Here is a 25,270-nt window from a genome sequence, read left to right as displayed (position 1 = left end):
TATACAGTAATGTCCCTTGCCCAGGATTCCCACCTGGTTCCCTCCGCAAGCCAGCGCGGGCTGTGCGGGCGCCGCGCCGGTCATTTCCTTTTATCCGATTGTCATATGCTCGTTGCCGAATCTTTTACTATGATAGTGGGCACTTTTGAACGTGTCAAAGCCAGGGCGGGCGGCATTGCGCCTCCTGCCTGCGTATTTGCGCCGATTGCCGCTGCGGGCGCCGTGTTTTGGCCGCTGCGCGAATGGCAGCGTAAACGGTTGCGATGAGAAACGGGAAGGGAAGGCTCGGATGATTCATATCGTTGGCGCTGGCTCGGGCGCCGCCGACCTTATCACGCTGCGCGGGGCGCGCCTTTTGCGCGCGGCCGACGTGGTCGTTTGGGCGGGGAGCCTTGTGAACCCCGAGCTGCTCGCCGAGTGCAAGGAATCCTGCATCGTCTACGACAGCGCGCACATGACCTTGGAGGAAGTGCTCGACGTGATGTGCGCGGCAGATGCGCGGGGCGAGGAAGTGGTGCGCCTGCACACGGGCGACCCGTGCCTGTACGGCGCCATCCAGGAGCAGATGGACGCGCTCGACGCGCGCGGCGTGGACTACGAGGTGGTGCCCGGCGTGTCGAGCTTTTGCGGTGCCGCGGCGGCGCTTCGCCAGGAATATACGCTGCCGGGAATCAGCCAGTCGGTCGTGATCACGCGGCTTTCCGGGCGCACCCCCATGCCCGCGGGCGAGGGCATGCGCACCATGGCGGAAAGCGGCTCGACTATGGTCATCTTCCTGAGCTCGGGTATGCTCGCCGAGCTTTCCGCCGAGCTTTTGGCCGCGGGCCGCAGCTCCGATGAGCCGGCGGCGCTCGTGTACAAGGCGACCTGGCCTGAGGAGCGCGTGGTGCGATGCACAGTGGGCACGCTCGCCGATGCGGGCGCGCGAGAGGGCATCGACCGCACGGCGCTCGTGGTGGTGGGCCGCGTGCTCGGAGCTCGCGGCAGGCTTGCACACAACGGCGCGCAAGCGGAGTCGTACGAGCGCAGCAAGCTTTACGACCCTTCGTTTTCCACGGGGTATCGGAAGGCGAGCAGCTAGCGTGGCCTTCGAGCACTACATATATACCGGGACGACCCGCCTGCGCTGCGGCTACACCACGGGGAGCTGCGCCGCGCTCGCGGCGAAGGCGGCCTGCGAGATGCTCTTGTCACGAAAGCCCGTCGGCCTCGTGTCGATCGTCACCCCCGGCGGGCTGCCCGTCGAGGCGAACGTGGTCGACGCATGCATCGGCGAGGGGTGCGCCCAGTGTGCCGTGCGAAAGGACGCAGGCGACGATGCCGATGTGACCGACGGCGTGCTCGTGTACGCGCGCGTGGAACATGCGGGGTCGGGCACGGGCGCCGCGGGCAGCAAGGACGTACCCGCGCACGAATCGGAAGTTTCCGTCGACGGCGGCGTGGGCGTGGGGCGCGTGACGTTGCCCGGGCTCGAGCAGCCGGTGGGGGCGGCCGCCATCAACGCGACGCCGCGCGCGATGATCACTTCGGCGGTGCGCGAGGTGTGCGCCGCGCACGGCTTTTCTGGAGATATTGCTGTGACAATTTCGGTACCCGAGGGTGTTGCCCTTGCCGAAAAGACCTTCAACCCGCACCTGGGGATAAAGGACGGCATCTCCATCCTGGGCACGACGGGCATCGTCGAGCCGCGCAGCCTCGCTGCCTTGCGCGACAGTATCGAGCTCGAGATCCGGCAGCATGCGGCTATGGGGCGGTGCGGAGTCGTGCTCACGCCCGGCAACTACGGCGCGCAGTTCATCTCAGGGCATTTCCACCTAAACGGTGCGCCGGTGGTCTTCATCTCCAACTTCGTGGGCGATGCGATTGATTGCTGCATTCGCGAGGGATTTACCAATGTCCTTCTTGTGGGACACATCGGCAAGTTGGTGAAGGTCGCGGGCGGTATCATGGACACCCATTCGCGTACCGCCGACTGCCGCGCGGAGATTCTGGCCGCCCACGCGGCCATGGCCGGCGCGGGCGCGAAGACCGTGCGCGAGATCATGACGTCCGTCACGACCACGGCGGCACTCGAGGTAATCGAGGCCGCCGGCGTGGGGGACGCTGCGTGCGCCTCGCTCGCTGCGGCAATCGAGGACAGGTTGCGCCGCCGCGCGGCGGGCGCATGCGACATCGCCGCGGTCGTGTTCGACGCCGAGCGCCGCGAGCTTTTCCGCACGTCGGGCGCCGATGCAGTTATCGGGGTATTGGGGGCGACGTATGAGTAAAGGCGTGCTGTACGAGGTGGGCCGCGCAATCGGCTGGCCGGGGACGAAGGTGGTCATGAAGGCGCGCCGCTCGCTTGCGGACACGAAGCGCATTCTTCGCGAGGAGGGCGCCTTTGACGGTGCCGAGCTCGTAGAGGACTGTGGGCTTCCGGGCGAGCGCGTGTACCGCTCGCTTGACGATGTGCCCGATCGGGGCAGCTACTTCTCGACGATGGTGGTGCGCTAGATGAGGATTTCCTGCATAGCGTTCACTGAGAGGGGGTATGCGTTGGCGGAGCGCACCGCACGCGCGCTTTCCGATTGCGCGCAGACAGGTGAAGATGACCCTGGCTGGGACGTTTCCGTTTCGCGCGGGTTCGGCGAGGGGAAGGCCGACCTGCGCGCATGGACGGCGCTCGCGTGGGAAGCGTCGGACGCGCTTCTGTTCGTGGGCGCGGCGGGCATCGCCGTGCGGGCGATCGCGCCGCATGTCGCTTCGAAGGCAACCGATTCCGCGGTTGTGGTGATTGACGAGGCGGGGCGCTTTGCCGTCCCGCTTTTGTCGGGGCATTTGGGCGGTGCGAACGAGCTTGCGCAAACTGTGGCCCGCGCGGTAGGGGCCATCCCCGTCATCACCACGGCGACCGACGTCCGCGGCGTGTGGGCGGTGGATACGTGGGCGCGCTGTGCGGGGCTCGCCGTTTCGAATCCCGAGGCCATCAAGCGAGTGTCGGCGCGGCTGCTTTCGGGCGGGCGCGTGGCACTCTATTCCGACATGCCGATTTCGGGACAGCCGCCTGAGGGGGTAGACATTGCGTCCGACCGCGCTCGGGCCGATATCGTCGTGTCGCCGTTCGCTGGCGCGAATGCAGGCGCGTTCGTTCGCGCGGCGGAGACAACGGACGAGGTCGTGCCCGCCGGTGAGACGGGGATGCCGGCGGGCATGCGGGTGCAGGCGCCTGCGCCCGAGCCGCTTCGCCTTGTCGTGCCCTGTATCGTTGCGGGCATAGGGTGCCGTCGCGGTGCGTGCGCCGAAGCGATCGGGGAGGCGTTTCTTCTCGCGTGCGGGCAGGCGGGCATCTCGCCTTTGGCCGTGCGCGAGGCGGCGACGATCGACGTGAAGGCGCACGAGGAGGGTCTGCTCGCCTTCTGCCGCGCGCGCAATATCCCGCTTGCGACGTATTCCGCAGAGGAGTTGTCGCAGGTCGAAGGCAGCGTTTCGCCATCTGATTTCGTACGCGCGACGGTGGGGGTCGACAATGTGTGCGAGCGCGCGGCGCTCGCGGGCGGGGGCAAACTTATCTTCCCGAAGCTCGCTCACGGCGGCGTGACCGTCGCGTTTTCCAAAGTATCTATCGAACTTTCGTTTAAGGAGCGGTGATGGGAAAGCTCTTCGTGGTGGGGATCGGCCCGGGCGGCCCCGACGGCATGACGATTGCGGCTCGGCGCGCGCTCGAGGCGGCCGACATCGTTGTTGGGTACACGAAATACGTGGAGCTCGCGCTCGCCGCCGTGCCCGACGCGGCGCATCTCGCGACGCCGATGATGCACGAGGTCGAACGATGCCGCCTGGCGCTTTCGCGCGCGCAGAGCGGAGAAGCCGTGGCGCTCGTGTGCAGCGGTGACGCGGGCGTGTACGGCATGGCGAGCCCTGTGCTGGAGCTTGCGGAGGACTACCCCGATGTAGACGTGGAAGTTATCGCCGGGGCCACCGCGGCTCAGAGCGGGTCGGCGGTGCTCGGCGCCCCGCTTGCCCACGACTTCGCGGTCGTGTCGCTCTCCGACCTACTCACGCCATGGGAGGTCATCGAGCGCAGGCTCGCCGCCGTGGCGAGCGCCGACTTCTGCATCTGTTTGTACAACCCGCGCAGCAGAAAGCGCGCCGACAGGCTCTCACGCGCGGCGAAGATTATGCTCGAATGGAAGGCCCCCGACACGCTCTGCGGCTGGGTACGCAACATCGGGCGCGAGGGGCAGCAGTCGGGCATGTGCAGGCTCTCCGAGCTGGGGGAGATCGACGCCGACATGTTCACCACCGTGTTCGTCGGCAACGCGGACACGAAGCTCGTAGGCGGCCGTATGGTCACGCCGCGCGGGTATCGGGAGATTCCATGCGAAAGGTAACGATCATCGGGGCGGGGCCCGGAAACCCCGACTTGCTCTCGCGCGCGGCGCTCGACGCGATCGACATCGCCGACGTGGTCATCGGCGCTCATCGCGCGCTTGTCGGCATCGACGTGCCGCCCGGCGTGGTGAGATGCGAGCTCGTGAAGACGGCGGACATCGTCGCCGCGCTCACCGATGCGGCGTCGTGGCTGCGCGCCGTGGTCGTGATGACGGGCGATGTGGGGCTGTTCAGCGGCGCGCGCCGCCTGGTGGAGACGCTCTCCGGCGACGCGCAGGTGGACGTGTGCGTCATTCCCGGTATAAGCTCAGCGTCGTATCTCGCCGCGCGCCTCGCGCGTCCATGGCAGGATTGGCGCTTCGTGAGCGCTCACGGCGTGGCGTGCGACATCGTGGCCGAGGCCGAGCGCGCAGGTGAGCTCTTCCTCGTCACGTCGGGCGGGGAAGACCCCTCGCGGCTTTCGGGCGTGCTTGTGCAGGCGGGCTTCGGGGACGCGCGCGTGACGGTGGCCGAGCGCCTGTCGTACCCCGACGAGCGCATCACCTGCGCGACCGCAAGTGAAATTGCAGGTCAGACGTTCGACGACTTGAACGTTATGCTTATCGAGTTCGCAGGCGGCGCCGCGAGCTCCCGCTGGCCGTACGCTTCCTCGGGCATTCCCGACGAGCTCTTTATCCGCGGCGACGTTCCCATGACCAAGCAGGAGGTGCGCGCCGTCGCGCTCGCGAAGCTGCGCCTTACCGCGACCGACACCGTGTGGGACGTCGGCGCCGGCACGGGGAGCGTGTCGATCGAGGCGGCGCTCGTCGCGCGAGCGGGGTCGGTATGGGCGGTTGAGCGCAACGCAGCCGGCGTGCGGCTCATTCGAGAGAACGCGGATGCATTCGGGTGCGGCAACGTGCATCCGGTTCCCGGTGTCGCCCCCGAAGCGCTCGCGAAACTGCCCGTCCCCGACGCCGTGTTCGTCGGCGGGAGCGCGGGCGAGCTTCCCTCTATCTTGGAGGCGGCGCTCGAGAAGAACTCGCAGGTTCGCCTGTGCGTGCCATGCGTCACCGTTGAGACGCTCACCGAGGCGTGCGCGCTCCTCTCAGGTTCGCGCTTTAAGGGGTTCGAGGCGTGCCAGGTGTCGGCCGCCCGCGCCGAGGCTGTAGGCTCGCACCATCTTATGAAGGCGCAAAACCCCGTGTTCCTCGTCAGTGCGCGTGGTGCAGGTGGGGAAGGCGGCGTCCGGTGAGCACGACCATCCCGCGCTTCATGGTCGCTGCGCCCTCGAGCGGGAGCGGCAAGACGGTCGTTACGTGCGCGCTCTTGCGCGCGCTCGCGCGCCGCGGCCTTGCATGCGCGGCCTTCAAATGCGGCCCCGACTACATTGACCCGCTCTTTCATCGCCGCGTCGTGGGTGCGCGCTCGGGCAACTTAGACGGCTTCTTCACCGACGCCCCGACGCTGCGCGCCCTGCTCGCACGCGGCGCCGCGGGCGCGGATGTCGCGGTGCTCGAGGGGGTCATGGGCCTCTACGACGGCATGGCGCCCGGCGTGGCCGACGCGAGCAGCTACCAGGTTGCGCGCGACACGGAAACGCCGGTCGTTTTAGTGGTGAACGGGCGCGGGGCGTCTTTATCGCTCGCCGCCGTAATCCGCGGCATCGCCGAGTTCCTGCCTTGTGCGAACGTGCGCGGCGTCGTGCTGAACAAGACGAGCGACGCTGCCTGCGCCTACGCGACGCCTGCGATCGAGAAGCACACGGGCGTCGCGGTTTTGGGTAATATCCCCGCCGACGAGGCGTTCTCGCTCGAAAGCCGGCATCTGGGGCTTGTGACCGCCGACGAGGTCAAGCAGCTCTCCGCGCGCATCGACAAGATGGCCGAGCTGGTGGAAAAGAGCGTCGACGTCGACCGCTTGCTCGAAATAGCGGCGACGGCACCCGATATCCGCGAGGAACCATACCGGTTGGAGCCGATCGCGGGAGCGCGGCCCATCGTCGCCGTCGCGCGTGACGAGGCGTTCTCGTTCTACTACGAGGAGAACCTGCGCGCACTCGAGGACCTGGGTTGCGAGCTGGTCTTTTTCAGCCCCCTGTGTGATAGCGAGTTGCCCCGGGGGACAAGCGCCCTCTATCTGGGAGGCGGCTACCCGGAGCTCCATGCGCGGCAGCTCTCCGAGAACGCGCCGATGCGCGAGGCGGTGCGTCGCGCGGTGGAATCCGGCATGCCGACGGTCGCCGAATGCGGTGGGTTTCTGTACCTGCAGCGCGAAATCGCCGATAACGAGGGGCGGCGCTGGCCTGTTGCGGGCGCCCTTGAGGGCGCAAGCGAGAACGGGGGAAGGCTGTCCCGTTTCGGGTACGTGGAGCTCGCTTCCCAACGTGACGGTCTCTACGGGCCGCGCGGCACACGCATCCGCGCGCACGAGTTCCACTACTGGCAGTCCACCTGCCCGGGCGGCGACTTCTGGGCGCAGAAGCCTCGGCGCGACAAGGGCTGGCCGTGCATGGCGACCACCCCGTCCCTGGTGGCGGGCTTCCCGCATGTGTACTATCCTACGAACCCCGACGTTGTGCGCGCGTTCGCGTCTGCCGCAGCGTCGTTCGCAGAGAGGAGACGGCATGGCTGAAGCAACCGAAACTGCGCTTGCCTGCATCCGCGAGGAAGTCGAGCGCGCGTTCTCGTCGGCGCCGGGTGCCGTGCTCGAAGCCGCGCTCTCCCGGATCGCGCCCGCAGACGAGTGCGCCCGCGCCGCCGCGTACGCCGCGTGGGACTCCATCGCGCACCCCTTGGGGGGATTGGGCGACTTTGAAGACGCCGTCGCGTGTATCGCCGCAGCTCAGGGGAGCGCCGAGGTGGCCGAGTTTCCCCGTGCGCTCGCGGTATTCTTCTCCGACAACGGGGTCGTTGCCGAAGGCGTGTCGCAAAGCGGGCAAGACGTGACGCGAGCCGTCGCGCGCAACATGTGCGAGGGGGCCACGAGCGCCTGCCGCATGGCGGCGTTCGCGGGTGCCGAGGTCGTGCCCGTCGACGTGGGTATGGCCCGGGGCATAGAAGACGCGCGCATGGTGCGCGCGAACGTGCGGCGGGGGAGCGGCAACATCGCGCACGGCTCCGCTATGTCTCGCGATGGGGCCGTGCGCGCGATCGAGGTCGGAATCGCCGTCGCGTGCGGGCTTGCCCGCGCCGGCGTGCGCCTTCTCGCCGCGGGCGAGATGGGCATCGGCAACACGACCACCTCGGCGGCGGTGGCCGCAGTGCTCATCCGGGCGGACGCGCGGAGCCTCGTCGGGCGCGGCGCGGGGCTCTCGGACGCCTCGCTCGCGCGCAAGCGCGACGTGGTCGAGCGCGCTATCGACGCGAACTCGCCCGATCCCGCCGACCCGATCGACGTGCTCTCGAAGGTGGGCGGCTTCGACATCGCGGCGATGTGCGGCTTCTACCTGGGGGCCGCGGCCTCGAAGGCGCCGGCGCTCCTCGACGGGGTCATATCCTGCACGGCGGCCCTGTGCGCGGCGCGCCTGTGCCCCAACGCCTTGGGCTACCTCGTGGGCACCCACGCATCAAGCGAACCCGCAAGCCAGGAGCTCCTTCGCGAGCTCGGCATAAAGGCACCCCTCGTCGCAGGCATGCACTTGGGCGAGGGCGCGGGCGCCATGGCGTATCTGCCCCTTCTGGATTCGGCGCTGCGCGTGTACCGGGATGGGAAGACGTTCACGGCGACTGGCATGGCTGCTTACGAGCATTTCGAGGCTGGGAAATGACGGTGACACTCGTCATCGGCGCCGCCGCGAGCGGCAAGAGCGCCTATGCCGAGTCCCTGTGCCTCGGGCACGACGGCCCCCGCGTGTACCTGGCAACGATGGAGCCCTTCGGGGAAGAGGGCGCCCGCCGCATCGCGCGCCATCGGGCGCTGCGCGAGGGCAAGGGGTTTTCCACCCTCGAGCGCACGCGTGACGTGGGCGCCGCAGCGTCCGGGCTTCCGTGCGGCTGCACGCTTCTTTTGGAGGACGTGGGCAACCTGGTTGCGAACGAGCTCTTCGCGGAAGGCGGCTTGTCCCCACGTGACCCCGACGCTGCGGCGCGCGAGGTGCTCGGAGGCATCGAACGGCTCGCTCAGGCCGCTGCGTATACGGTGGTGGTCACCGTCGACGTGTTCGCCGATGGGATGCGCTACGATGAGGGGACCGAGGCATGGAGGCGCGCGCTCGCGCGCGTGAACGCGGGCGTGGCGGCGCTGGCCGACCGCGCAGTCGAAGTGGTATGCGGGATTCCCGTGTGGATGAAAGGCGAAGGACCTACAAGGTGAAGATAGCAGAGGCAATCGGCGCGGCGTTCGGAACGTTCTCGCGCATCCCCGTCCCGAAATCGGCCTGGACCGATTTCGGGTCAACCCATGCGCTTGCCGCGTTTCCCCTGGTGGGCCTTGCGGAAGGCTTCCTCATGACGGCGTGGGGGCACGTGGCGAACCTGCTCGGCGTGTCCGCGACCATCGTCGCGGCCGTGCTCGTGGCGTTGCCTGTGGCGGTGACGGGAGGCATCCACCTAGACGGGCTCTGCGACACCTCCGATGCGCTTGCAAGTTGGGCCCCGCGCGAGCGAAAGCTCGAGATTATGCACGACCCGCGGGCGGGCGCCTTCGGGGTCATCGGTGTTGTCGTGTACCTTATTCTGCAGTTTTCCCTGTTCACCGCGCTGCCGCTTACGGCGGGGGCGTTCCTCGCGCTTCTGTGCTCGCTCGTGTTCTCCCGCGCGCTTTCGGGGCTCGCCGTAGAATGCTGGCCTGCCGCGCGGGCGGACGGCATGGCCGTGGGGCTCTCGCCTGCGAAGAAGCGCGCGGCGATCGTCGTGCCGCTTTGCGCTTTCGCTGCGGCTTCGGCTGCAGGGATGGTCGCGTGCGCTCAGGCCGTCGGCGCCCTTATGGCGGTGGCGGGGCTTTTGGCGCTCGCGTGGTACCGCCATGTTGCCCTGTCCCGCTTCGGCGGGGTGACGGGTGATTTGGCCGGATGGTTTCTGCAATGGGCCGAGCTCGCGATGCTTGCCATGCTGGTGGCGGGGGGCATGCTCCTATGATTCTCGTGGTAGGTGGCGCGCATTCGGGGAAGAGGACCTTCGTGCGCGAAAGGCTCGGGTTCGCGGCGGACGATTTCGTCGACGCGGCGCAGCTTGCGGAGGGCGGCGTGCCCGCGGCTTTTGCCGGCCGTGTCGCGTACCGTGCTGAGGAACTCGTACGCGCGCTCGACGCTGACCGGGCGCTCGAGCGGCTGATCGGCTTCGACGCAGTGATTCTGCCCTTGGTCGGCTCGGGGGTCGTCCCCATGCGTGCGGAAGACGCCCAATGGCGCGAGCGCGCGGGGCGCCTGGGATGCGCGCTCGCTGCGCGCGCCGACGTCGTCGTGCGCATGACGTGCGGGATTCCCCAGGTCATCAAAGGAAACCTTGCCGATGCGCCTCGAGGGACGCAGGGCGCGGGCGCGCCTTTGGAAGTCGTCTTCGTGCGCCATGGTGCCACGGCGGGCACGGAAGACCATCGCTACAGCGGGGCGGGCACCGACGAGCCCCTGTCGAGTGCGGGCGAGCGCGCTTTGCGCGACCTCGCGTGCGATCGTGACGTGTTCCGTGTTATCACGAGCGGCATGGCCCGCACCGACCAGACGGCTCGCATCCTCTTCCCGAACGCGGAGCTTATGGCGTGCCCCGGTCTGCGCGAGATGGATTTCGGTGACTTCGAGGGGCGAAGCGCTGCCGAGCTTAAAGAGGATGTGCGTTACCGCGCCTGGGTAGACTCCTGGTGCGAGACGCGCTGCCCGCATGGCGAGGGCAAGAGCGATTTCACCCGCCGCGTCGTCGCGGCGTTTCGGGAGGCGTGCGAATCGGAGCGCGCCCAGGGGAGTGGGCGCGCCGTCTTCGTCGTTCACGCGGGTACCGTGAAAGCGCTACTCTCCGAGCTAGCTGTCCCGAAAATGGGATATTTCGACGTGCATACCGAGCCGGGCGGCGCATGGGCCGCCACCTGGGATGGGCGCTGCCTTCGCGACGTTCGCCCCGCTTCGGGGGGCGATGCCCGGTGATGACGATTCTTGCCGTCGCCGCCGGGTTCGCGGCCGACCTTGCCTTCGGCGACCCGCGCTGGCTTCCCCATCCCGTCGTCGCCATGGGGCGCGCGATCACGTGGGCCGAAGGCCGCCTTCGAGGCGCATTCCCGCAAACGTCCGCGGGCACGCGTGCCGCAGGGCTTGTGCTCGCCGTGGCGCTTCCGCTTGCGTGTGGGCTTTTGACCTGGGGTATCCTACATCTTTGCGGCATGGTTCACTCCGGCTTGCGCTTCGTGGCCGAGGCATGGGCGAGCTATCAGGTTCTCGCGACATGCGAGCTGCGCCGCCAGAGCCTGGCCGTGGCCCACGCGTTCTCGAAGGGCGGCCTTGTCGCGGCGCGCGAAGCCGTCGGGCTCATCGTGGGACGCGACACGTCTGTTCTCGACGAGCAGGGCGTCGCGCGCGCCGCCGTGGAAACGGTGGCGGAGAACGCGAGCGACGGCGTCATTGCGCCACTTTTCTACCTTATGATCGGGGGTGCGCCCTTGGGCATGGCGTACAAGGCGGTGAACACGCTCGACAGCATGGTGGGCTACAAAAACGAGCGCTACATCGACTTCGGTCGCGCCTCGGCGCGCCTCGACGATGCGGTTAACTGGATTCCCTCGCGCTTATCGGCCCTGTTCATGATCGCCGTGTGCCCGATCGTCGGGCTCGACGCGCGCGGGGCGGCGCGCATCTGGCGCCGCGACAGGCGTCGCCATGCGAGCCCCAACTCGGCGCAGACCGAGTCAGCGTGTGCGGGCGCGCTCGGGCTGCGCCTGGCAGGACCCGCGGTGTATTTCGGCAAGCTCGTTGAGAAACCGACGATAGGCGACGCGTCCCGCGAAATCGAGTGGGGCGACATCGCCCGGGCGACTAGGCTCATGCTCGCCGCGTCCGTATGCGCGCTCGTCGTCTTCGGCGCCGCGCGCGCGGCGGTCGTGCTCGCCTTGGGGGCGATGGCATGAGGGAAGACCACGCCGCGCTCCGGGCTGCCGGGGGAATCCTGCGCGCCCGTACGCATGGGGGCAGCGCGCAATCGCTCGGCATCGGTTGCGAAGGGGGCGCCTCCGATCTCATCGACTTCTCGGTGAACGTGAATCCGGCAGGCCCCTCGCCGCGCGCCGTCGCCGCAGCTTGCAAGTCGCTTTCTCGAATCGACGCCTACCCCGATAGGGAAAGCCTCGCCCTCGTTCGCGCCCTAGCGCGCGCCCAGGGCATTCCCGAAGATACTATCGTCTGCGGCGCGGGCGCGTCCGACATCATCTGGCGGCTCGCTGCGGCGGTGCGCCCGAAACGCATCGTCGTGTGCGCGCCGACGTTCTCTGAATATGCGGAGGCGGCATCTTACTACGGCGCATGCGTGCAGGAGTTCCCGCTCTCCGAAGCGGACGACTTCGACGTGCCTGCCTCCTTCGCCCGCGCGATCGAGGGGCCGGGAGACGTGGCGTACCTCTGCAATCCGAACAACCCGACGGGGCGCCTCGTCGACCCCCGCGTGATCGATGCCGTGGCATGCCGCTGCGAGCAGGCGGGCGCGCTGCTCGTCGTGGACGAGTGCTTCCTCGGATTTGCGCCCGACGCCCGCGAAAGGAGCGTGGCCGCACGCGCCGCGTGTTCGCGCCATGTGGCCGTGCTCTCCGCGTTCACCAAGCTCTACGGAATGGCGGGGTTGCGGTTGGGATATCTGATCAGCGGAAACGCCCAACTCCTCGAGGGGATTCGCCGGGCGGGGCAGGCGTGGCCCGTCTCCTCGGTCGCCGAGGCCGCGGGTATCGCCGCCCTGGAAGACGTCGAATACGTCTCGCGCACGCGCGATGTATTGGCGGGCGAGCGAGCGTGGCTTTCCCACGAGCTCTCCTCGCTCGGGCTTTCCGTCGTGCCGTCGGATGCGAACTTCCTTTTAGTCCGCACACCGGCGAAAGACATCCCCGAGCGCCTGTATAAACAGGGGGTTTTGGTCCGCACGTGCGACTCGTTTTCGGTACTGTCCCGTTTCTGGTGCCGCGTCGCGGTGCGCACGCGCAAGGAGAATGCCCGGCTTGCGATGGCGTTCAGCCGCGCGCTTCGGGCGGAAGGCGCATCGGGCGAAGGCGAACCCGACGAACGGGGCTGCGCTTCTTGCAGCGGCGCTATGGCGGGCGCGTATGGCCGAGGCTCGACGAAGGAGGTCGATACCCGTGGGTAGGGCGAAGCCCATCATGATTCAGGGCACCATGTCGAACGCGGGGAAGAGCCTGCTTGCGGCGGGGCTGTGCCGTGTGCTTTCGCAGGACGGCCTGCGCGTGGCTCCCTTCAAGAGCCAGAACATGGCGCTCAACAGCGGTGTCACGGCCGACGGGCTCGAGATGGGGCGCGCCCAGATCATGCAGGCCGAGGCGTGCAGCATCGCGCCCGACGTGCGCATGAACCCCATTCTGCTCAAGCCCGAAAGCGGCCACCGAAGCCAGCTCATCGTGGCCGGCAAGGAGCAGGGAGCCTTCGCTGCGAGGGACTACTTCGCGCGAAAGAAGGCGCTCATGCCGCAGATTTTGGAGGCGTTCGATTCGCTCGCGGAGGAAAACGACGTCATCGTTATCGAGGGCGCCGGCAGCCCCGCCGAAATCAACCTTGCCGAAAACGACATCGTCAACATGGGGCTCGCGCGCGCCGTGTCCTCCCCCGTGCTGCTTGCGGGCGACATCGACCCAGGCGGGGTGTTTGCCCAGCTTTACGGCACGGTCGCGCTCCTTGCGCCCGAGGATCGCGCTCTTTTGCGGGGGCTTGTGGTGAACAAGTTCCGCGGCGATGTGGAAATCCTGCGCCCGGGTTTGGCCCCGCTCGAGAAGATGTGCGGGGTTCCCGTCGTGGGGGTCGTGCCGTATCTTACGCTCGACCTGGACGACGAGGACTCGCTCGCGCCGCGCCTATCTGCCCGCGAGGCGCGCGGCGTCATCGACGTCGCCGTCGTGCGCCTTCCGCATCTGTCGAACTTCACCGACTTCGACCCGCTTTCGCGCGTGCCCGGCGTAGGCGTGCGCTACGTTTCCTCGACGACCGATCTGGGCCGACCCGACCTGGTGGTGCTCCCCGGCTCGAAGACCACGCTCGACGACGCGCGCTGGCTTGCGGCTAGCGGCATCGGAGCCTGTGTACGCGCGCTTTCGGGTGCGGGCACGCCGGTGCTCGGCATATGCGGAGGCTACCAGCTTTTGGGTGACGAGCTTTCCGACCCGCACGGCAGGGAAGGCGCTGGCACCGCGCGCGGGCTCGGGCTCATCCCTGCAAGTACGGTGTTCAGGGAGGAAAAGCGCCTCGCCCAGTCGGAGCTGCGCATCACAGGCGCCCAAGGCGCGTTCTCGGTGTGGAACGGCATGACGGCTCGCGGGTACGAGATCCACGACGGCGAAACGACCGTCTCCTGCGCCCCTGCGGGCACGATTGGCGGCAAACCAGAAGGCGCGGCCTGCGGAAACGTGTTTGGAACCTATCTCCACGGCCTGTTCGACGAACCGGGGGTGGCGCTCGCCCTCGCGCGCTCGCTCGCGCGCATGCGTGGCCTGCCCGAGAGCGTCGTGGGTGCTGCGGGCGCGGCGTCCGCGGCCGATCACCGTGCGCGCGAGTTCGACCGCCTGGCCGACTCCGTGCGTGGGGCGCTCGACATGGAGTATGTCTACCGCATTATCGAGGAGGGCGTATGATCCACGTGTATCATGGCGACGGCAAAGGCAAGACCACGGCGGCGATGGGCCTCGCCCTTCGCATGCTCGCCGCAGGCCGCCGCGTCGTCGTCGTGCAGTTCCTGAAAGACGGCGAAAGCGGGGAGGTGTGCCTGCTCGCCGAGCATTTCGGCGTGCCCGTGTTCGCGGGGAAGGCGTCGGACAAGTTTACCTGGTCCATGACGTCGGAAGAACTTGCCGCGACGCGCGAGCTGCACGATGGGAACCTCGCTTCCGCGCTCGCCGAGCTCGAGGGCGCGCAGGAGGGGCTGCTCGTGCTCGACGAGGCGCTCGACGCGCTTTCGAAGGGGCTTGTCGACGAGGCGCTCGTGGACCGCGCGCTCGATATGTCCGCGCGCGGCGTCGAAGTAGCGCTCACCGGGCGCGCGCCTTCCCGCAAGATCGTGGAGAAGGCCGACTACATAACCGAGATGCGGTGCGAGAAACACCCCTACGAGCAGGGGATATGTGCAAGGGAAGGAGTGGAGTACTAGATGGATTCCAAGGAGATGGCGCCCGGCGACATCGAGCGTCGCAGCTTCGAGATCATCACCGAAGAGCTCGGCGGCCGCACGTTCCCGCCGCTCGAAGAGCCCGTCGTGAAGCGCGTCATCCACACCACTGCCGACTTCTCGTACGCCGATTCCCTCGTGTTCACCCATGACGCCGCGCACTGTGCGCTCGACGCACTGCGCGCAGGGGCCACGGTGCTCACCGACACGAACATGGCGCTCGCAGGCATAAGCAAGCCCGCGCTCGCGAAGATCGGCTGCCAGGCCGTGTGCTATATGGCCGACCCGGATGTCGCCGCAACGGCGCGCGCCGCGGGCACGACTCGCGCCGTTGCGAGCATGGACAAAGCTTGCGGCATCGAGGGTCCGCTCATCGTGGCCGTCGGCAACGCTCCCACAGCACTTCTGCGTCTCGCCGAGCTCATGGACGCGGGGAAGATCGCGCCCGCGCTCGTCGTTGGGGTGCCAGTTGGGTTTGTGAACGTGGTCGAGGCGAAAGAGGAGCTACTCGCGCGACGCGTGCCGGCCATCGTCGCGAGGGGTCGCAAGGGCGGCTCGACCGTGGCGGCTGCCATTATGAACGCGCTGCTCTACCAGATCACGCGCCCAGGGGGCCCGAAGTGACGGCGCCCGCATCCGCGCCGGCGCTGCGCATCTTCGCCGGCACCACCGAGGGCCGCCTTCTGTGCGAATGGGCGAGCGGGGCGGGCATCCCCGCCCGTGCCTACGCGGCAACCGATTACGGAGGCGAGCTTTTGGGCGAGCTTCCGGGTATCGAGGTGCATGCGGGCAGGCTCGACGAGGCCGACATGGAGCGCGAGCTTTCCGGCGCGCACATCGTCGTCGACGCCACGCACCCCTACGCTACGCTCGCAAGCGGCAACATCCGGGCCGCTTCGCTCGCCGTGGGTGCACGATGCCTGCGCCTTGCGCGCCCGGCCGAGGCGCTGCCCAAAGGCGTCGTGTCGGTCGCGTCGATCGCCTGCGCGGCGCGCTTTCTCTCCGAGAACCCGGGTCGCGCGCTTCTCGCGACGGGGAGCAAGGAGCTTGCTCCCTACACGCGCGTCGCCGATTTCGCGGAGCGCTTCTTCGTGCGTGTGCTCCCGCTGCCCGGCGCTATAACGAAGTGCATCGACGCGGGGTTTTCGCCGTCGCACGTCATCGGCATGCAGGGGCCCTTCACCCGCGAGCTCAACGAGGCGATGCTTCGGCAGGTGGGCGCCCAGTGGCTTGTGACCAAGGACTCGGGAACCGTAGGCGGCACGGCCGAGAAGCTCGCCGCCGCGCGCGACGTGGGAGCGCGCTGCATCGTGGTCGCCCGTCCCGCCGAGGGAGGCGGCGCCCTTTCGCTTCGGGAAGTGGAAGACGCGCTCTTACGGGAGCTCGCGCGCTAGGCGCTCGCCGCGCCTGCGCGCCCTCCCGCCCGCGAAGAGGAGCGCCCCGAGCAAGCTCGACTCGTACAAGCCCGTCATCCGCCAATAGCTCGAGGACGACGCCCGGAACTGGCGCAAGCAGCCCTTCAATAAGTTGCGGTGAAATAGTGTCTGTTTTTGAAGCTAGATAGCATATCCAGTCCCTAATTCACCGCAACTTGTTGGTGGTGGCTTACTGGTAGCGTAGGCACTCCACCGGGTCGAGCTTTGCCGCGCGGCGAGCGGGATAGAAGCCAAAGATTACGCCGATGCCGACGGAGACGGCGAAGGCCAGCAGTACCGTGGCGATTGAAAAGCTCGGTGTGATTTGCCCGCTGGCACCGAGCTCGCCGAGAACCCCTGATCCTGCGGCAAACATCGCAAGAGCCCAGGCCAGCAGATAGCCAATCAGGACACCTAGCAGTCCGCCGGTGACGCACAGCGCCGAGGATTCGGCCAAAAACTGCGCAGTGATATCGCGACGACTTGCGCCCAGAGCGCGGCGGATGCCGATCTCGCGGATGCGCTCCGTTACGTTGGTAAGCATCATATTCATAATGCCGATACCGCCGACAAGCAGCGAGATGCTGGCGACAGCACCCATGATGAGCGAAAACGCGCCCATAAAGGAGTTGAGTGCATCGATGGCGCTTTTCATGGAGGTCGCCGATACACTGTTGTACTCATCCTCCTCCTCGATGCCCTTCATCGCGCGCACCTTGGACTCGATGGTCTTGCAGAGCTCATCCATGTCCGTGCCCTCGGCGGCGAGCGCCGTCACGCTGGGGAATGAAGGATTCTCGTCGCCAAACAGGCCGGAGATGGTTTCGCGTGGCATATACAGCGTGAGCGAGCCCATGGAGTCGCTGCCGCCGTCAATCACGCCGACAATCTGCACCTCGCCGTTGGACACCTTGATGGTTTTCCCCAGCGCATCCTGTTCGTTGCCGTAAAGCTGATCGGCGCCGCCGCGGCTGATGAGCGCCACGCGCGAGCCTGATTGAGACTCGGCCTGGGAATAGGTACGCCCCGCAACGAGCTTTCCGGCCCCCATGGCGTCGAGCATGTCGCTATCGACACCCTGTGCCATGACGGTATAGCTTTTATCGCCGGTCTTGTACTCGGTATACGCGCTGTCGACAATGCCGATCTGCTCTATCTGCGGCACCAGTTTTTGAAGCTTCTCGATGTCCGACTCTGTGAGTTCTTGCGACGAATAGATTTGCACCATGCGTGCCGCATTGAGGCCCAGGCTGTTGACCAGGCTGTTTTGGATGCCGCCGATGAGCGAAGTCATGGCGATAACCGAGGCGATGCCGATGACAATGCCCAGGATGGTGAGCAGGCTGCGCCCCTTGTTGGCCTCGAGCGAGTGAAGGGCTTCCTGGATGAGATCGCGGGCGCTCATGCCATCTCTCCTTTCGGCGGGTTGGCGGAGGCGGAAATCATGGGCAGGCTATCCACGGCGCTGCGCAGGGTCCGCGGTGCATGTGGAATATACGCGCCATCGTGAATGCGACCGTCGCGGATGGTCACGGCACGGTCGGCCTCGGCGGCGATGCCGGGGTCGTGTGTGATAAGCACGATGGTTTTGCCGCGCTTCTGGAGCTTATGGAAGGTCTCCATCACAAGCGCTCCGGTAGCGGAGTCCAGGTTTCCCGTCGGCTCATCGGCCAGGATGATGGGCGGGTCATTGACGAGGGCGCGCGCGATTGCGACGCGCTGCATCTGGCCGCCCGAGAGCTCGGATATGCGGTGGTCCCAGTGGTCGACGGGCAGCGTGACAGCCTGCAGCGCGTGAACGGCGCGCATTTCGCGCTGGCTACGGGGCACATTGGTGTAGGCCAGCGGCAGCATCACGTTTTCGATAACCGACAGGCGCGGCAGCAGGTTGAAGCTCTGAAAGACAAAGCCAATACTCAGGGCGCGGACTTCGGTGAGCTCGTCATCATCGAGCTCGGCCACGTTGAGCCCTTGCAGGTAATAGTCGCCCGCCGTCGGTTTGTCCAGGCAGCCCAGGATGTTCATGAGCGTTGATTTGCCCGAGCCCGAGGGGCCAGTGATAGCGACGAATTCGCCGGGATTTACCGCCAGGCTCACGTTGTGCAGGATGTGGGCGCAACCTGCCTCGCTCTCAAAGATGCGGTGCACGTTGCGGATGTCGATAACGGGACGCATTACATGTCCTCATCGGCAGACATACTGCCAGAATCTGCGCTGTAGCCGCCGTCAGCCGTTGCGTCCGCTCCGGTGTCCATGACGACGGTGTCGCCATCGCGCAGCTTGGTAACCGGCACGTTGGGGTTGATCTCGTTGCCCTGGTCGTCGCGCTTGACCTGCGTCTTGCCGACTACGGCTTCGTTGTCGTTTTGCGTCACGACGGTCACCTTCACGCGACGGGATTGCTTGCCCTCGTCGTCGGTTGCCACGTTGACGTAATAGTGTTCGCCGTCTTCGGTCATGAGCGCCATCGTCGGCACCATCACCACGTCGTCGAGCTGCTCGGTCACCACCGATACCTCGGCCGTCATGCCCGGCTTCAGGCGCGCGTCGGGCGCCTCGATGAGAATGTCGACGTTAAAGGTTACGCTGCCGCCGCCACCGTTGGCGGCGTCGGAGTTTGCCACCGACGCGATAGCCGTGACGGTGCCCTGGCTCACGATATCGGGAAACGCGGGATACGTGACGTTGGCGCTCTGCCCAACGGCGATCTTGGCGATGTCCTTTTCGCCCACCTGCACGGTCACCTTCATCTTAGATAGGTCGGCGATCTGCATGCACTGCTTGCCGCCACTCGTAACGCTTTCGCCCATGATCATGCCGCCTGTTACCGTGGCGCCCACCTTGGCGTTGAGCTCCACGATGCTACCCGAGCTCGGGGCCGTTACCGTGCGACTGGCGGCCTTGGCGTTCGCCTGGTCGAGGTTTGCCTGGGCCGATGCGAGGCTGCGCTGCGCGGCCGATACGGCGTTCGTGTCCGCTGATGCGGCGGAGACGTCAGCCGCTGCGGAAGCTCCATCGACGTCCGTCGTTGGGGTGGCCTGCGCGACAGCGGCGGCTTTCTGCGCGTTGGTGAGGTCTTCCTGGGCGGCTGCAACTGCACGCTGCGCCTCGGCAACGTTGCGATCTAACTCGTCGTTTTTAATGGTCATAAGCACGTCGCCCTCGTTGACGGATTGGCCTGCCTGCACGTTGATCGAATCGACCGTGCCGTCGACAGAAGGGGAGACCACTGAGGACGAAATGGGTTTGAGCTGGCCTTTCGCCTCGACCGTTGAGCTAAACGTGCCCTCGGTCACCATGTCGGTCACAGGCCCGCTAGCGCCTTGTGGCTGCGCATTGATAACCAGGGTTGCGACAATGGCAATGAGCGCGATGGCACCTACGACGCCGGCGGCAATACCGCGTCGAATCAGCTTTTTGCGTCGACGTTCGGCGCGTTTTGCCTTGAGCTTGGCATATGCCTCTTCATCGGAAATCTCGGCCGTATCGTTCGCGCGTCCGCTCTGCTTGTCGGCATGTACGTTTGTAATCAGAGGAATCGTTTCGGTGGCACCTTCGGGCGTGCGCTCGGTATCATCTGGGCCCGGGGCGATCGTTGGGACATTCGGCATAGCGTCTCCTTTATAGAAAGAACCTCGATAATTATAAGCGCCCACCGGTTGGGGCGGGCGCATAGGACGGTTTCTTTCGGAACTGTTAGATTGGTTGCGGCAGTTCCACGTTGTAGGAATGCGCGCGTTGCACTACGAGTGGACAACCACGCACAGGCCGACTTTGATGCAGTCGTGAAGTGCCTTGGCGTCGGCCAGGCGCAGGTTGATGCAGCCGTGGCTGCCGCACCACTTGTACGACTCGGCGTTATCGAAGCTCTTGTTGTTTTGCCAGGTGGCATCGTGGAAGCCGATCATGTTGCCCTCAAACGGCATCCAGTAGCTCACCGGGCTCTCGTATTTGGGCTTACCGGTTTCGGGGTCCTTGGCTCCAATCAGGGTGCTGCCGCCGTCGTTGCTGTTGATCTGCCACACGCCCTCGGGGGTTGCGTCTTCGCCCGGTTTGCCGGAAATAAAGTTGGCCTCCCAAACGATATTACCGTTCTCGTCATAGTAGCGCGCGTGCTGCTCGGACAGGTCGACGTCGATATACGCCTTCCAGTCGGGCTCTCCCTTTGCGGTAAAGGTGTCGGCCTTCTGGGAGTACTTGATCTCGATTTCGCCGGTCTGCTTGTTGTTAATGGCGTCCTCGACCTGCTTGGCGAGCGAGCTGCTGTCGATGGACCAACCAAAGTCACCGCCTTCGACGGCGCACTGCTTGCCATCGGCGCGCGTCCACCAGCGAGTGGAGCCCACGGTATTAAAGCCGTTGGCGAGCTCGGCTGCCCAGCTGCTGATCTGCGTCGTATCGAGCGTGGGGTTGGCCGGATCGGCAAAGCTGATCCACTGCAATACGGAGCCGCCATCAACCTTGCCGGCATCTTCGCCGTTGAGCTTGAGGGTCACGTTGACGCCCAAGAAGTTGTTGGCGGCATCGCATGCGGCCTGAATCTGATCATCTGTCAGCGTTCCATTGAGTGGCTCATAGGCATCGTTGCCGAGCTTGGAAAGATCTACGGTCTCGGCCAGCGAGGCGAGCTCGAGCTCGGCATATTTAATGACATGCTCGCGGTTGAGTTTTTCGTTGGAGCGCGCCTTCTCGACGGTAAACTTGCCCGCTTGCTCGTCATAGGAGCTATTGGCCTCGAACGTGCCCGAACGTCCTTCGTTAAACTCGTCGATGGCGGCGCCCAGATCCTTCTCAAACTTCTTTTGGTCAAAGGTGTCGGAAAGCATGGACAGGTCGACGTCTTGATCAAGATCGACTTCGTTGGAGGTAGCAGTTGTTTTGGTCTTGCCGCTTAAGGATTCCACAAGGCGGACCGGCCAAATAAAGGCTTCGTTGTGGTTGATGATTTCTTTTGCAGCAGCTTCACCGTCGACGATGGGTTCATCGGACTCGGGCTGATAGGTCCAGCTAAAGTCATCGCCTGTCACGGTGAGCTTATAATGCTTCCAAGCCGAGTTGACCTTGGTGGCGGCAGACGAAGCGTTGGAGAACGAGACATCGACGCCGGCGATGGTGGTGTTGGGGTAGGCTACCTGCGAAAATGCTACGACGCCTACGATATAGACAATGACGATTAGACCCAGGACGACAAAGAGCGTCGTCTTTTTGCCCGACTTATTGTTCTCGGCGGGTTTGCGCGCGGGGCCACGATCGCCTCGAGCGTGCGTGGGGGGCTGCTTGGGCGCATTGCCGTTTGCCTGGCGCTGCTGACGTTGTTGACGCTGCTGTCGCTGTTGGTTCGGGCGTTGGGAAGCGTTTGCCGCACCACGCTGCTGACCGTGGCTCGGCGCGATAGGACGCGGTGACTGAACGCCGCCGGTGTGCCTGCTCGGCTGCTGCGGATCGGGAATAAGTTGAGTTCGATCGTTTTGCGACATCGTATGCATATCCTTCGATTTTCGCCTTGCGGTTCATCGTGTTTTTACTGGGCTTGCATTATAGCGATTGCCCTGCTGTTTGTGGTACGGAAACGGTGGCATTCAAAAGAGGTGGGACATTTGTCCCACCTTTGAGTCGTTCTTAGCCGTTATCCGCACACACCGCATTTTGCACAGGCTGAAAGTGCGGCCGGAGCCTGCGCGATGCCGCCCTTTGCCGTCTCTCGCAGCGTTGCCGGCAACGCGTGGCCCACCGAGAGCATGACATGTGCCATCTGGTCAAACGGCACCAAGCTCTTAATGCCTGCGAGGGCGAGTTGTGCCGAACTAAAGGCCGCTGCCACGCCGATGGCGTTGCGGTTTTGGCAGGGCACCTCCACGAGGCCACCGACGGGGTCACAAACGAGGCCCAGCAAGTTACTCAGCGCGATGGAACTGGCGTCGAGCGCCTGCTCGGGCGTGCCGCCGAGCATCTGCACCAGCGCGGCGGCTGCCATGGCGGCGGCGCTTCCCACCTCGGCCTGGCAGCCGCCCTCGGCGCCGGCGACGCAGGCGCTCGTGGTGAGGTTGAGGCCGATGGCGGCTGCGCAGTAGAGCGCGTCCATGATCTGCTCGTCGTCGAGCTGAAGGTGATCGGCGAGCGCCAGCACGCAGCCGGGCACGACACCCGCGGAGCCTGCCGTGGGGGCGGCGACGATCACTCCCATCGTGGCGGAGCGCTCGAGCACGGCCATCGCGCGGGCCACGGCGTCGGTTTGAACGGGGCCCATCAGGCTCGTGCTCAAATCGTTGCGGCCAGTGGCATCGACGAGCTTGGCTTCGCCGCCGATAAGCCCACCGAGCGATCGCTGCGGATTGGCGATGGGGGCCGTGGTCTCCTCGCGCATGACGTCGAGCACGCGGCGCATGGCAGCGACGGCGTGGGCCTCGCCGGTCAGACGCGCCTCGCGAACGGCCATGACGGCGCCGATGCTGAGCCCCAGTTCCTCGCACGCATCGAGCAGCTGCTCGCCGTCGTCGAAGATTTCCTTGGCCGAGACGCCGGGGGAGAGCGACGAGGCAGAACCGGGGAGCTCGATAAACGTTGCGTAATCGACATTGTCGAGCTTGCGCAGCATGGGGACGACGGTGTCGTCGGGCGCGCCGTCGGTCTCAAAGACGGAGTAGGCCTGGCCGCCCACTTCGGTGCGGTAGGTGCGGCAGAAGGCGATGTTCACGTGTGCGTAGGCTAGCAGGTTGGTGAGCGCGGCGAGTACACCGGGGACGTCCTTGTGCGCCACGAAGAGCGTGGAATACATGCCCGAGATGTCGACGCCGACGCCGTTAATGCGGCTGATGCGCATCTTGCCGCCGCCCAGGCTCTCGCCTCGGACCTGTGCCGTGGCGCCCGTGTCGTCGACCATGTCGATGTCGACGGTGTTGGGGTGGATGGAGGCGTCGTCGCCCTTGATGTCAAAGTGATATTCAAGGCCCTGCTCGCGCGCGAGGTCGAAGGCCTGCTTGATGTTCTCGTCATCGGTGTCGAGGCCCAAGATACCCGCGACGAGCGCACGATCGGTGCCGTGGCCGCGGTAGGTGTGGGCGAAGGAGTTCCACAGGCCAAAGGTGACTTTGGTGATGCGGCCTTCCAGCAGGCTGGCAGCAACTTGGGCGCAGCGCAGGGCGCCGGCGGTGTGCGATGAGCTGGGGCCGACCATGACGGGGCCCAAGATCTCGAATGCCGAGGTCGTAGCTAATGTTTGCGGCTTGCCTGCCATATGCGCTCCTGTTCTATCCCGTCGTCCCGAGGGGCGGGGCATAAGGTCGCCTGCTCGGACAGTCCTGCTCGCACGGAGAGCACATTAAGTGCTCTCCGGCTCGTGCGGAACTCGCGATCGACCTTATGCCCCGCCCCTCGGGACTAAGGATACATGGTAGAAGGGCGCGTGCTGCAAAATTCATTAGCTGGTGACGCAGCGTGGGCTCATATCGAAATATCTTCACCACCGGATTAATAAAAAAGAAGTACCGCTTGGGGGCGGTACTTCTTTTGGTGCGTTGCTATTTGGCTGCGGCTTTTCTCGTTAGCTTACAGACCGCAGGCTGCCTTGAGTTCTTCGACTCGATCGGTTTTCTCCCAGGTGAAGTCGGGGTCTTCGCGGCCGAAGTGACCGTAGGCTGCCGTCTTTTCGTAGATGGGGCGACGCAGGTCTAGGTCGCGGATGATTGCACCCGGGCGCAAGTCGAAGGTCTTCTCTACGGCCTCGACGATCTTGTCCTCGGCAACATGTGCGGTACCGAAGGTGTCGACCATGATTGAGAGGGGCTTGGAAACGCCAATGGCATAGGCAAGCTCGACCTCGCAACGGTCGGCCAGGCCGGCGGCGACCACGTTCTTGGCGACCCAGCGCGCGGCATACGCGGCGGAGCGGTCGACCTTGGTGCAGTCCTTGCCGCTAAAGGCACCGCCGCCGTGACGGCCGTAGCCGCCGTAGGTGTCAACGATGATCTTGCGGCCGGTCAGGCCCGTGTCGCCCATGGGGCCGCCCACGACAAAGCGACCGGTGGGGTTCACATAGATGTCGGCGTTATCCCACGGCATGTTCTCGGCGGCCATGACCGGGGTGATGACGTGCTCGATGAGGTCGGCCTTGATCTTGCCCATGTCCTCGATCTCGGCGGCGTGCTGCGTGGAGATGACGATGGTCGTGACCTCCACAGGTTTGCCGTCTTCGTAGCGCACGGTGACCTGGGTCTTGCCGTCGGGGCGCAGATAGGCGAGGGTACCGTCGTGGCGCACGGCAGACAGGCGCTCCGCCAGGCGGCTTGCCAGGTAGTGCGGCATGGGCATGAGGGTCTTGGTCTCGTTGGAGGCATAACCGAACATCATGCCCTGGTCGCCGGCACCAATCAGGTCGATCGGGTCGGTGGTAGCGCCGGTCTGGGTCTCGAAGGATTCGTCGACGCCTTGGGCGATATCGGGCGACTGCTCATGGATGAGGCTCATAACGCCGCAGGTGTCGCAGTCAAAACCGAACTTGGCACGGTTGTAGCCAATGCGGCGGATAACGCCGCGGGCGATTTCCTGCACGTCGACGTAGGCCTGGGTGCGGATCTCGCCGGCGACGATAACAGTGCCGGTGGTAACGAGGGTCTCGCAAGCGCAGCGGACGTTCTCCACGTTGGCAGGCACGCCGTTGGGGGCGATGTAGCCCTGCTCCTGCAGCTCTATTTCTTTGGCGAGGATTGCATCGAGGACGGCGTCGCTGATCTGGTCAGCGATCTTATCGGGATGGCCTTCGGTCACCGACTCCGACGTAAAAACAAAGGACCCGTGTTGGGGCGGGATGGAACGAAGTTCTTCTGACATGATTGTCCTTTCAAAAACGTGTACCGGCGACCGTTACCATTCCGCCGGGCTCTCTATGCAAGGGCACATCATAGCGCGTAAATCAAACATTCACACCCTTTCCGCACCTACTCATTGGGGACAGACATAAATGACCAGCCAATAGGAACACTCTTACGGCACCTGGGGACGTTCCTTATGTGTCGGCACTTGGGGACGGTCCTTTTCTGCCGGCAGTTTAGGAACGTCCCCAAGTGACGGCAGTTTGGGACACTCCTGTTCAGTTAGCTTCGAAGAACGTCCCCAACGAATGGTCATTTAAGTCTGTCCCCAATGAGTGGGTCGGTGCCCTTTGTGCGGAGGTGGGCATTGTTGCTTTATACTGATGCGGTTAGACATCCATCCTGC

Annotated in this window: 23 protein-coding genes; 17 read left to right on the top strand and 6 right to left on the bottom strand. The window is 65.5% G+C overall.

Annotated features, from left to right (window positions below; translation table 11 throughout):
• Nucleotides 1-289: 289 nt before the first annotated feature.
• Genes cobM through cobK form a run of 17 tightly spaced genes read left to right on the top strand, consistent with a single transcriptional unit; the run spans nt 290 to nt 16,036 of the window.
• Complete coding sequence (gene cobM / locus I2E45_RS03500) at nt 290-1,081, top strand: precorrin-4 C(11)-methyltransferase (RefSeq protein WP_195361483.1); 792 nt, start codon at nt 290-292, stop codon at nt 1,079-1,081.
• A 1-nt stretch (nt 1,082) separates the two neighbouring features.
• Nucleotides 1,083-2,267 carry a cobalt-precorrin-5B (C(1))-methyltransferase CbiD gene (gene cbiD, locus I2E45_RS03495; protein WP_271742265.1) on the top strand — a complete coding sequence of 395 codons (1,185 nt, stop codon included), beginning with the start codon at nt 1,083-1,085 and terminating at the stop codon, nt 2,265-2,267.
• A complete protein-coding gene (locus tag I2E45_RS03490; RefSeq protein ID WP_195361484.1) occupies nt 2,260-2,493 on the top strand; it encodes an SAM-dependent methyltransferase in 234 nt (77 codons plus the stop codon). Before cbiD ends, I2E45_RS03490 begins: the two co-directional genes overlap by 8 nt.
• 42 nt (nt 2,494-2,535) lie before the next feature.
• Nucleotides 2,536-3,627: a cobalt-precorrin 5A hydrolase gene (locus I2E45_RS03485; protein ID WP_229058808.1), complete on the top strand. Its 1,092-nt coding sequence runs from the start codon at nt 2,536-2,538 to the stop codon at nt 3,625-3,627.
• 14 nt (nt 3,628-3,641) lie between these two features.
• Nucleotides 3,642-4,370 carry a precorrin-3B C(17)-methyltransferase gene (cobJ, locus tag I2E45_RS03480; RefSeq protein WP_271756188.1) on the top strand — a complete coding sequence of 243 codons (729 nt, stop codon included), beginning with the start codon at nt 3,642-3,644 and terminating at the stop codon, nt 4,368-4,370.
• A complete protein-coding gene (gene cbiE, locus I2E45_RS03475) occupies nt 4,358-5,605 on the top strand; it encodes a precorrin-6y C5,15-methyltransferase (decarboxylating) subunit CbiE (protein ID WP_195444314.1) in 1,248 nt (415 codons plus the stop codon). The genes cobJ and cbiE overlap by 13 nt, the downstream gene beginning before the upstream one ends.
• Nucleotides 5,602-6,984 carry a cobyrinate a,c-diamide synthase gene (locus I2E45_RS03470; RefSeq protein WP_271742263.1) on the top strand — a complete coding sequence of 461 codons (1,383 nt, stop codon included), beginning with the start codon at nt 5,602-5,604 and terminating at the stop codon, nt 6,982-6,984. The genes cbiE and I2E45_RS03470 overlap by 4 nt, the downstream gene beginning before the upstream one ends.
• Nucleotides 6,899-8,119 carry a nicotinate-nucleotide--dimethylbenzimidazole phosphoribosyltransferase gene (locus I2E45_RS03465; RefSeq protein WP_229058807.1) on the top strand — a complete coding sequence of 407 codons (1,221 nt, stop codon included), beginning with the start codon at nt 6,899-6,901 and terminating at the stop codon, nt 8,117-8,119. Before I2E45_RS03470 ends, I2E45_RS03465 begins: the two co-directional genes overlap by 86 nt.
• A complete protein-coding gene (locus I2E45_RS03460; RefSeq protein ID WP_195444312.1) occupies nt 8,116-8,664 on the top strand; it encodes a bifunctional adenosylcobinamide kinase/adenosylcobinamide-phosphate guanylyltransferase in 549 nt (182 codons plus the stop codon). Before I2E45_RS03465 ends, I2E45_RS03460 begins: the two co-directional genes overlap by 4 nt.
• Nucleotides 8,550-9,428: an adenosylcobinamide-GDP ribazoletransferase gene (locus tag I2E45_RS03455; RefSeq protein ID WP_324249325.1), complete on the top strand. Its 879-nt coding sequence runs from the start codon at nt 8,550-8,552 to the stop codon at nt 9,426-9,428. The genes I2E45_RS03460 and I2E45_RS03455 overlap by 115 nt, the downstream gene beginning before the upstream one ends.
• Nucleotides 9,425-10,426, top strand: a complete 1,002-nt coding sequence (locus tag I2E45_RS03450) for a histidine phosphatase family protein (RefSeq protein WP_195444308.1) — start codon at nt 9,425-9,427, stop codon at nt 10,424-10,426. The genes I2E45_RS03455 and I2E45_RS03450 overlap by 4 nt, the downstream gene beginning before the upstream one ends.
• Entirely contained in the window at nt 10,426-11,400 is a 975-nt protein-coding gene (gene cbiB, locus I2E45_RS03445; protein ID WP_161161406.1) for an adenosylcobinamide-phosphate synthase CbiB, read from the top strand. The genes I2E45_RS03450 and cbiB overlap by 1 nt, the downstream gene beginning before the upstream one ends.
• Nucleotides 11,397-12,620, top strand: coding sequence for a pyridoxal phosphate-dependent aminotransferase (locus tag I2E45_RS03440; RefSeq protein ID WP_195444306.1), 1,224 nt, complete (start codon nt 11,397-11,399; stop codon nt 12,618-12,620). Before cbiB ends, I2E45_RS03440 begins: the two co-directional genes overlap by 4 nt.
• Nucleotides 12,613-14,112, top strand: coding sequence for a cobyric acid synthase (locus I2E45_RS03435; protein ID WP_271742264.1), 1,500 nt, complete (start codon nt 12,613-12,615; stop codon nt 14,110-14,112). Before I2E45_RS03440 ends, I2E45_RS03435 begins: the two co-directional genes overlap by 8 nt.
• On the top strand, nt 14,109-14,624 hold the full coding sequence (locus tag I2E45_RS03430; RefSeq protein ID WP_195444303.1) for a cob(I)yrinic acid a,c-diamide adenosyltransferase: 516 nt from the start codon (nt 14,109-14,111) through the stop codon (nt 14,622-14,624). The genes I2E45_RS03435 and I2E45_RS03430 overlap by 4 nt, the downstream gene beginning before the upstream one ends.
• Nucleotides 14,625-15,266 carry a precorrin-8X methylmutase gene (locus I2E45_RS03425; protein ID WP_195233206.1) on the top strand — a complete coding sequence of 214 codons (642 nt, stop codon included), beginning with the start codon at nt 14,625-14,627 and terminating at the stop codon, nt 15,264-15,266.
• Nucleotides 15,263-16,036, top strand: a complete 774-nt coding sequence (gene cobK, locus I2E45_RS03420) for a precorrin-6A reductase (protein WP_195444301.1) — start codon at nt 15,263-15,265, stop codon at nt 16,034-16,036. The genes I2E45_RS03425 and cobK overlap by 4 nt, the downstream gene beginning before the upstream one ends.
• 211 nt (nt 16,037-16,247) lie before the next feature.
• On the opposite strand, the gene I2E45_RS03415 is transcribed toward cobK, so the two are convergent.
• From I2E45_RS03415 to metK, 6 genes are all read right to left on the bottom strand, one after another.
• Nucleotides 16,248-17,462, bottom strand: coding sequence for an ABC transporter permease (locus I2E45_RS03415; protein WP_195444299.1), 1,215 nt, complete (start codon nt 17,460-17,462; stop codon nt 16,248-16,250).
• Nucleotides 17,459-18,232 carry an ABC transporter ATP-binding protein gene (locus tag I2E45_RS03410; protein WP_195444297.1) on the bottom strand — a complete coding sequence of 258 codons (774 nt, stop codon included), beginning with the start codon at nt 18,230-18,232 and terminating at the stop codon, nt 17,459-17,461. The genes I2E45_RS03415 and I2E45_RS03410 overlap by 4 nt, the downstream gene beginning before the upstream one ends.
• Nucleotides 18,232-19,668: an efflux RND transporter periplasmic adaptor subunit gene (locus tag I2E45_RS03405; RefSeq protein WP_195444295.1), complete on the bottom strand. Its 1,437-nt coding sequence runs from the start codon at nt 19,666-19,668 to the stop codon at nt 18,232-18,234. The genes I2E45_RS03410 and I2E45_RS03405 overlap by 1 nt, the downstream gene beginning before the upstream one ends.
• 132 nt (nt 19,669-19,800) lie before the next feature.
• Nucleotides 19,801-21,534: a L,D-transpeptidase gene (locus tag I2E45_RS03400; RefSeq protein ID WP_195444293.1), complete on the bottom strand. Its 1,734-nt coding sequence runs from the start codon at nt 21,532-21,534 to the stop codon at nt 19,801-19,803.
• Between the two features lie 149 nt (nt 21,535-21,683).
• A complete protein-coding gene (gene sdaAA / locus I2E45_RS03395) occupies nt 21,684-23,291 on the bottom strand; it encodes an L-serine ammonia-lyase, iron-sulfur-dependent, subunit alpha (protein WP_195444291.1) in 1,608 nt (535 codons plus the stop codon).
• Between the two features lie 311 nt (nt 23,292-23,602).
• The gene (gene metK, locus I2E45_RS03390; protein ID WP_195444288.1) at nt 23,603-24,883 is read right to left on the bottom strand and encodes a methionine adenosyltransferase; all 1,281 of its coding nucleotides are present in this window, start codon (nt 24,881-24,883) and stop codon (nt 23,603-23,605) included.
• Between the last annotated feature and the right edge of the window lie 387 nt (nt 24,884-25,270).

The sequence above is a fragment of the Collinsella aerofaciens genome (genome assembly GCF_015555045.1).
Classification (GTDB): Bacteria; Actinomycetota; Coriobacteriia; order Coriobacteriales; family Coriobacteriaceae; genus Collinsella; species Collinsella aerofaciens_W.
Note: the sequence above shows the minus strand (reverse complement) of the source record. Positions and strands in the feature narration are given on the sequence as shown.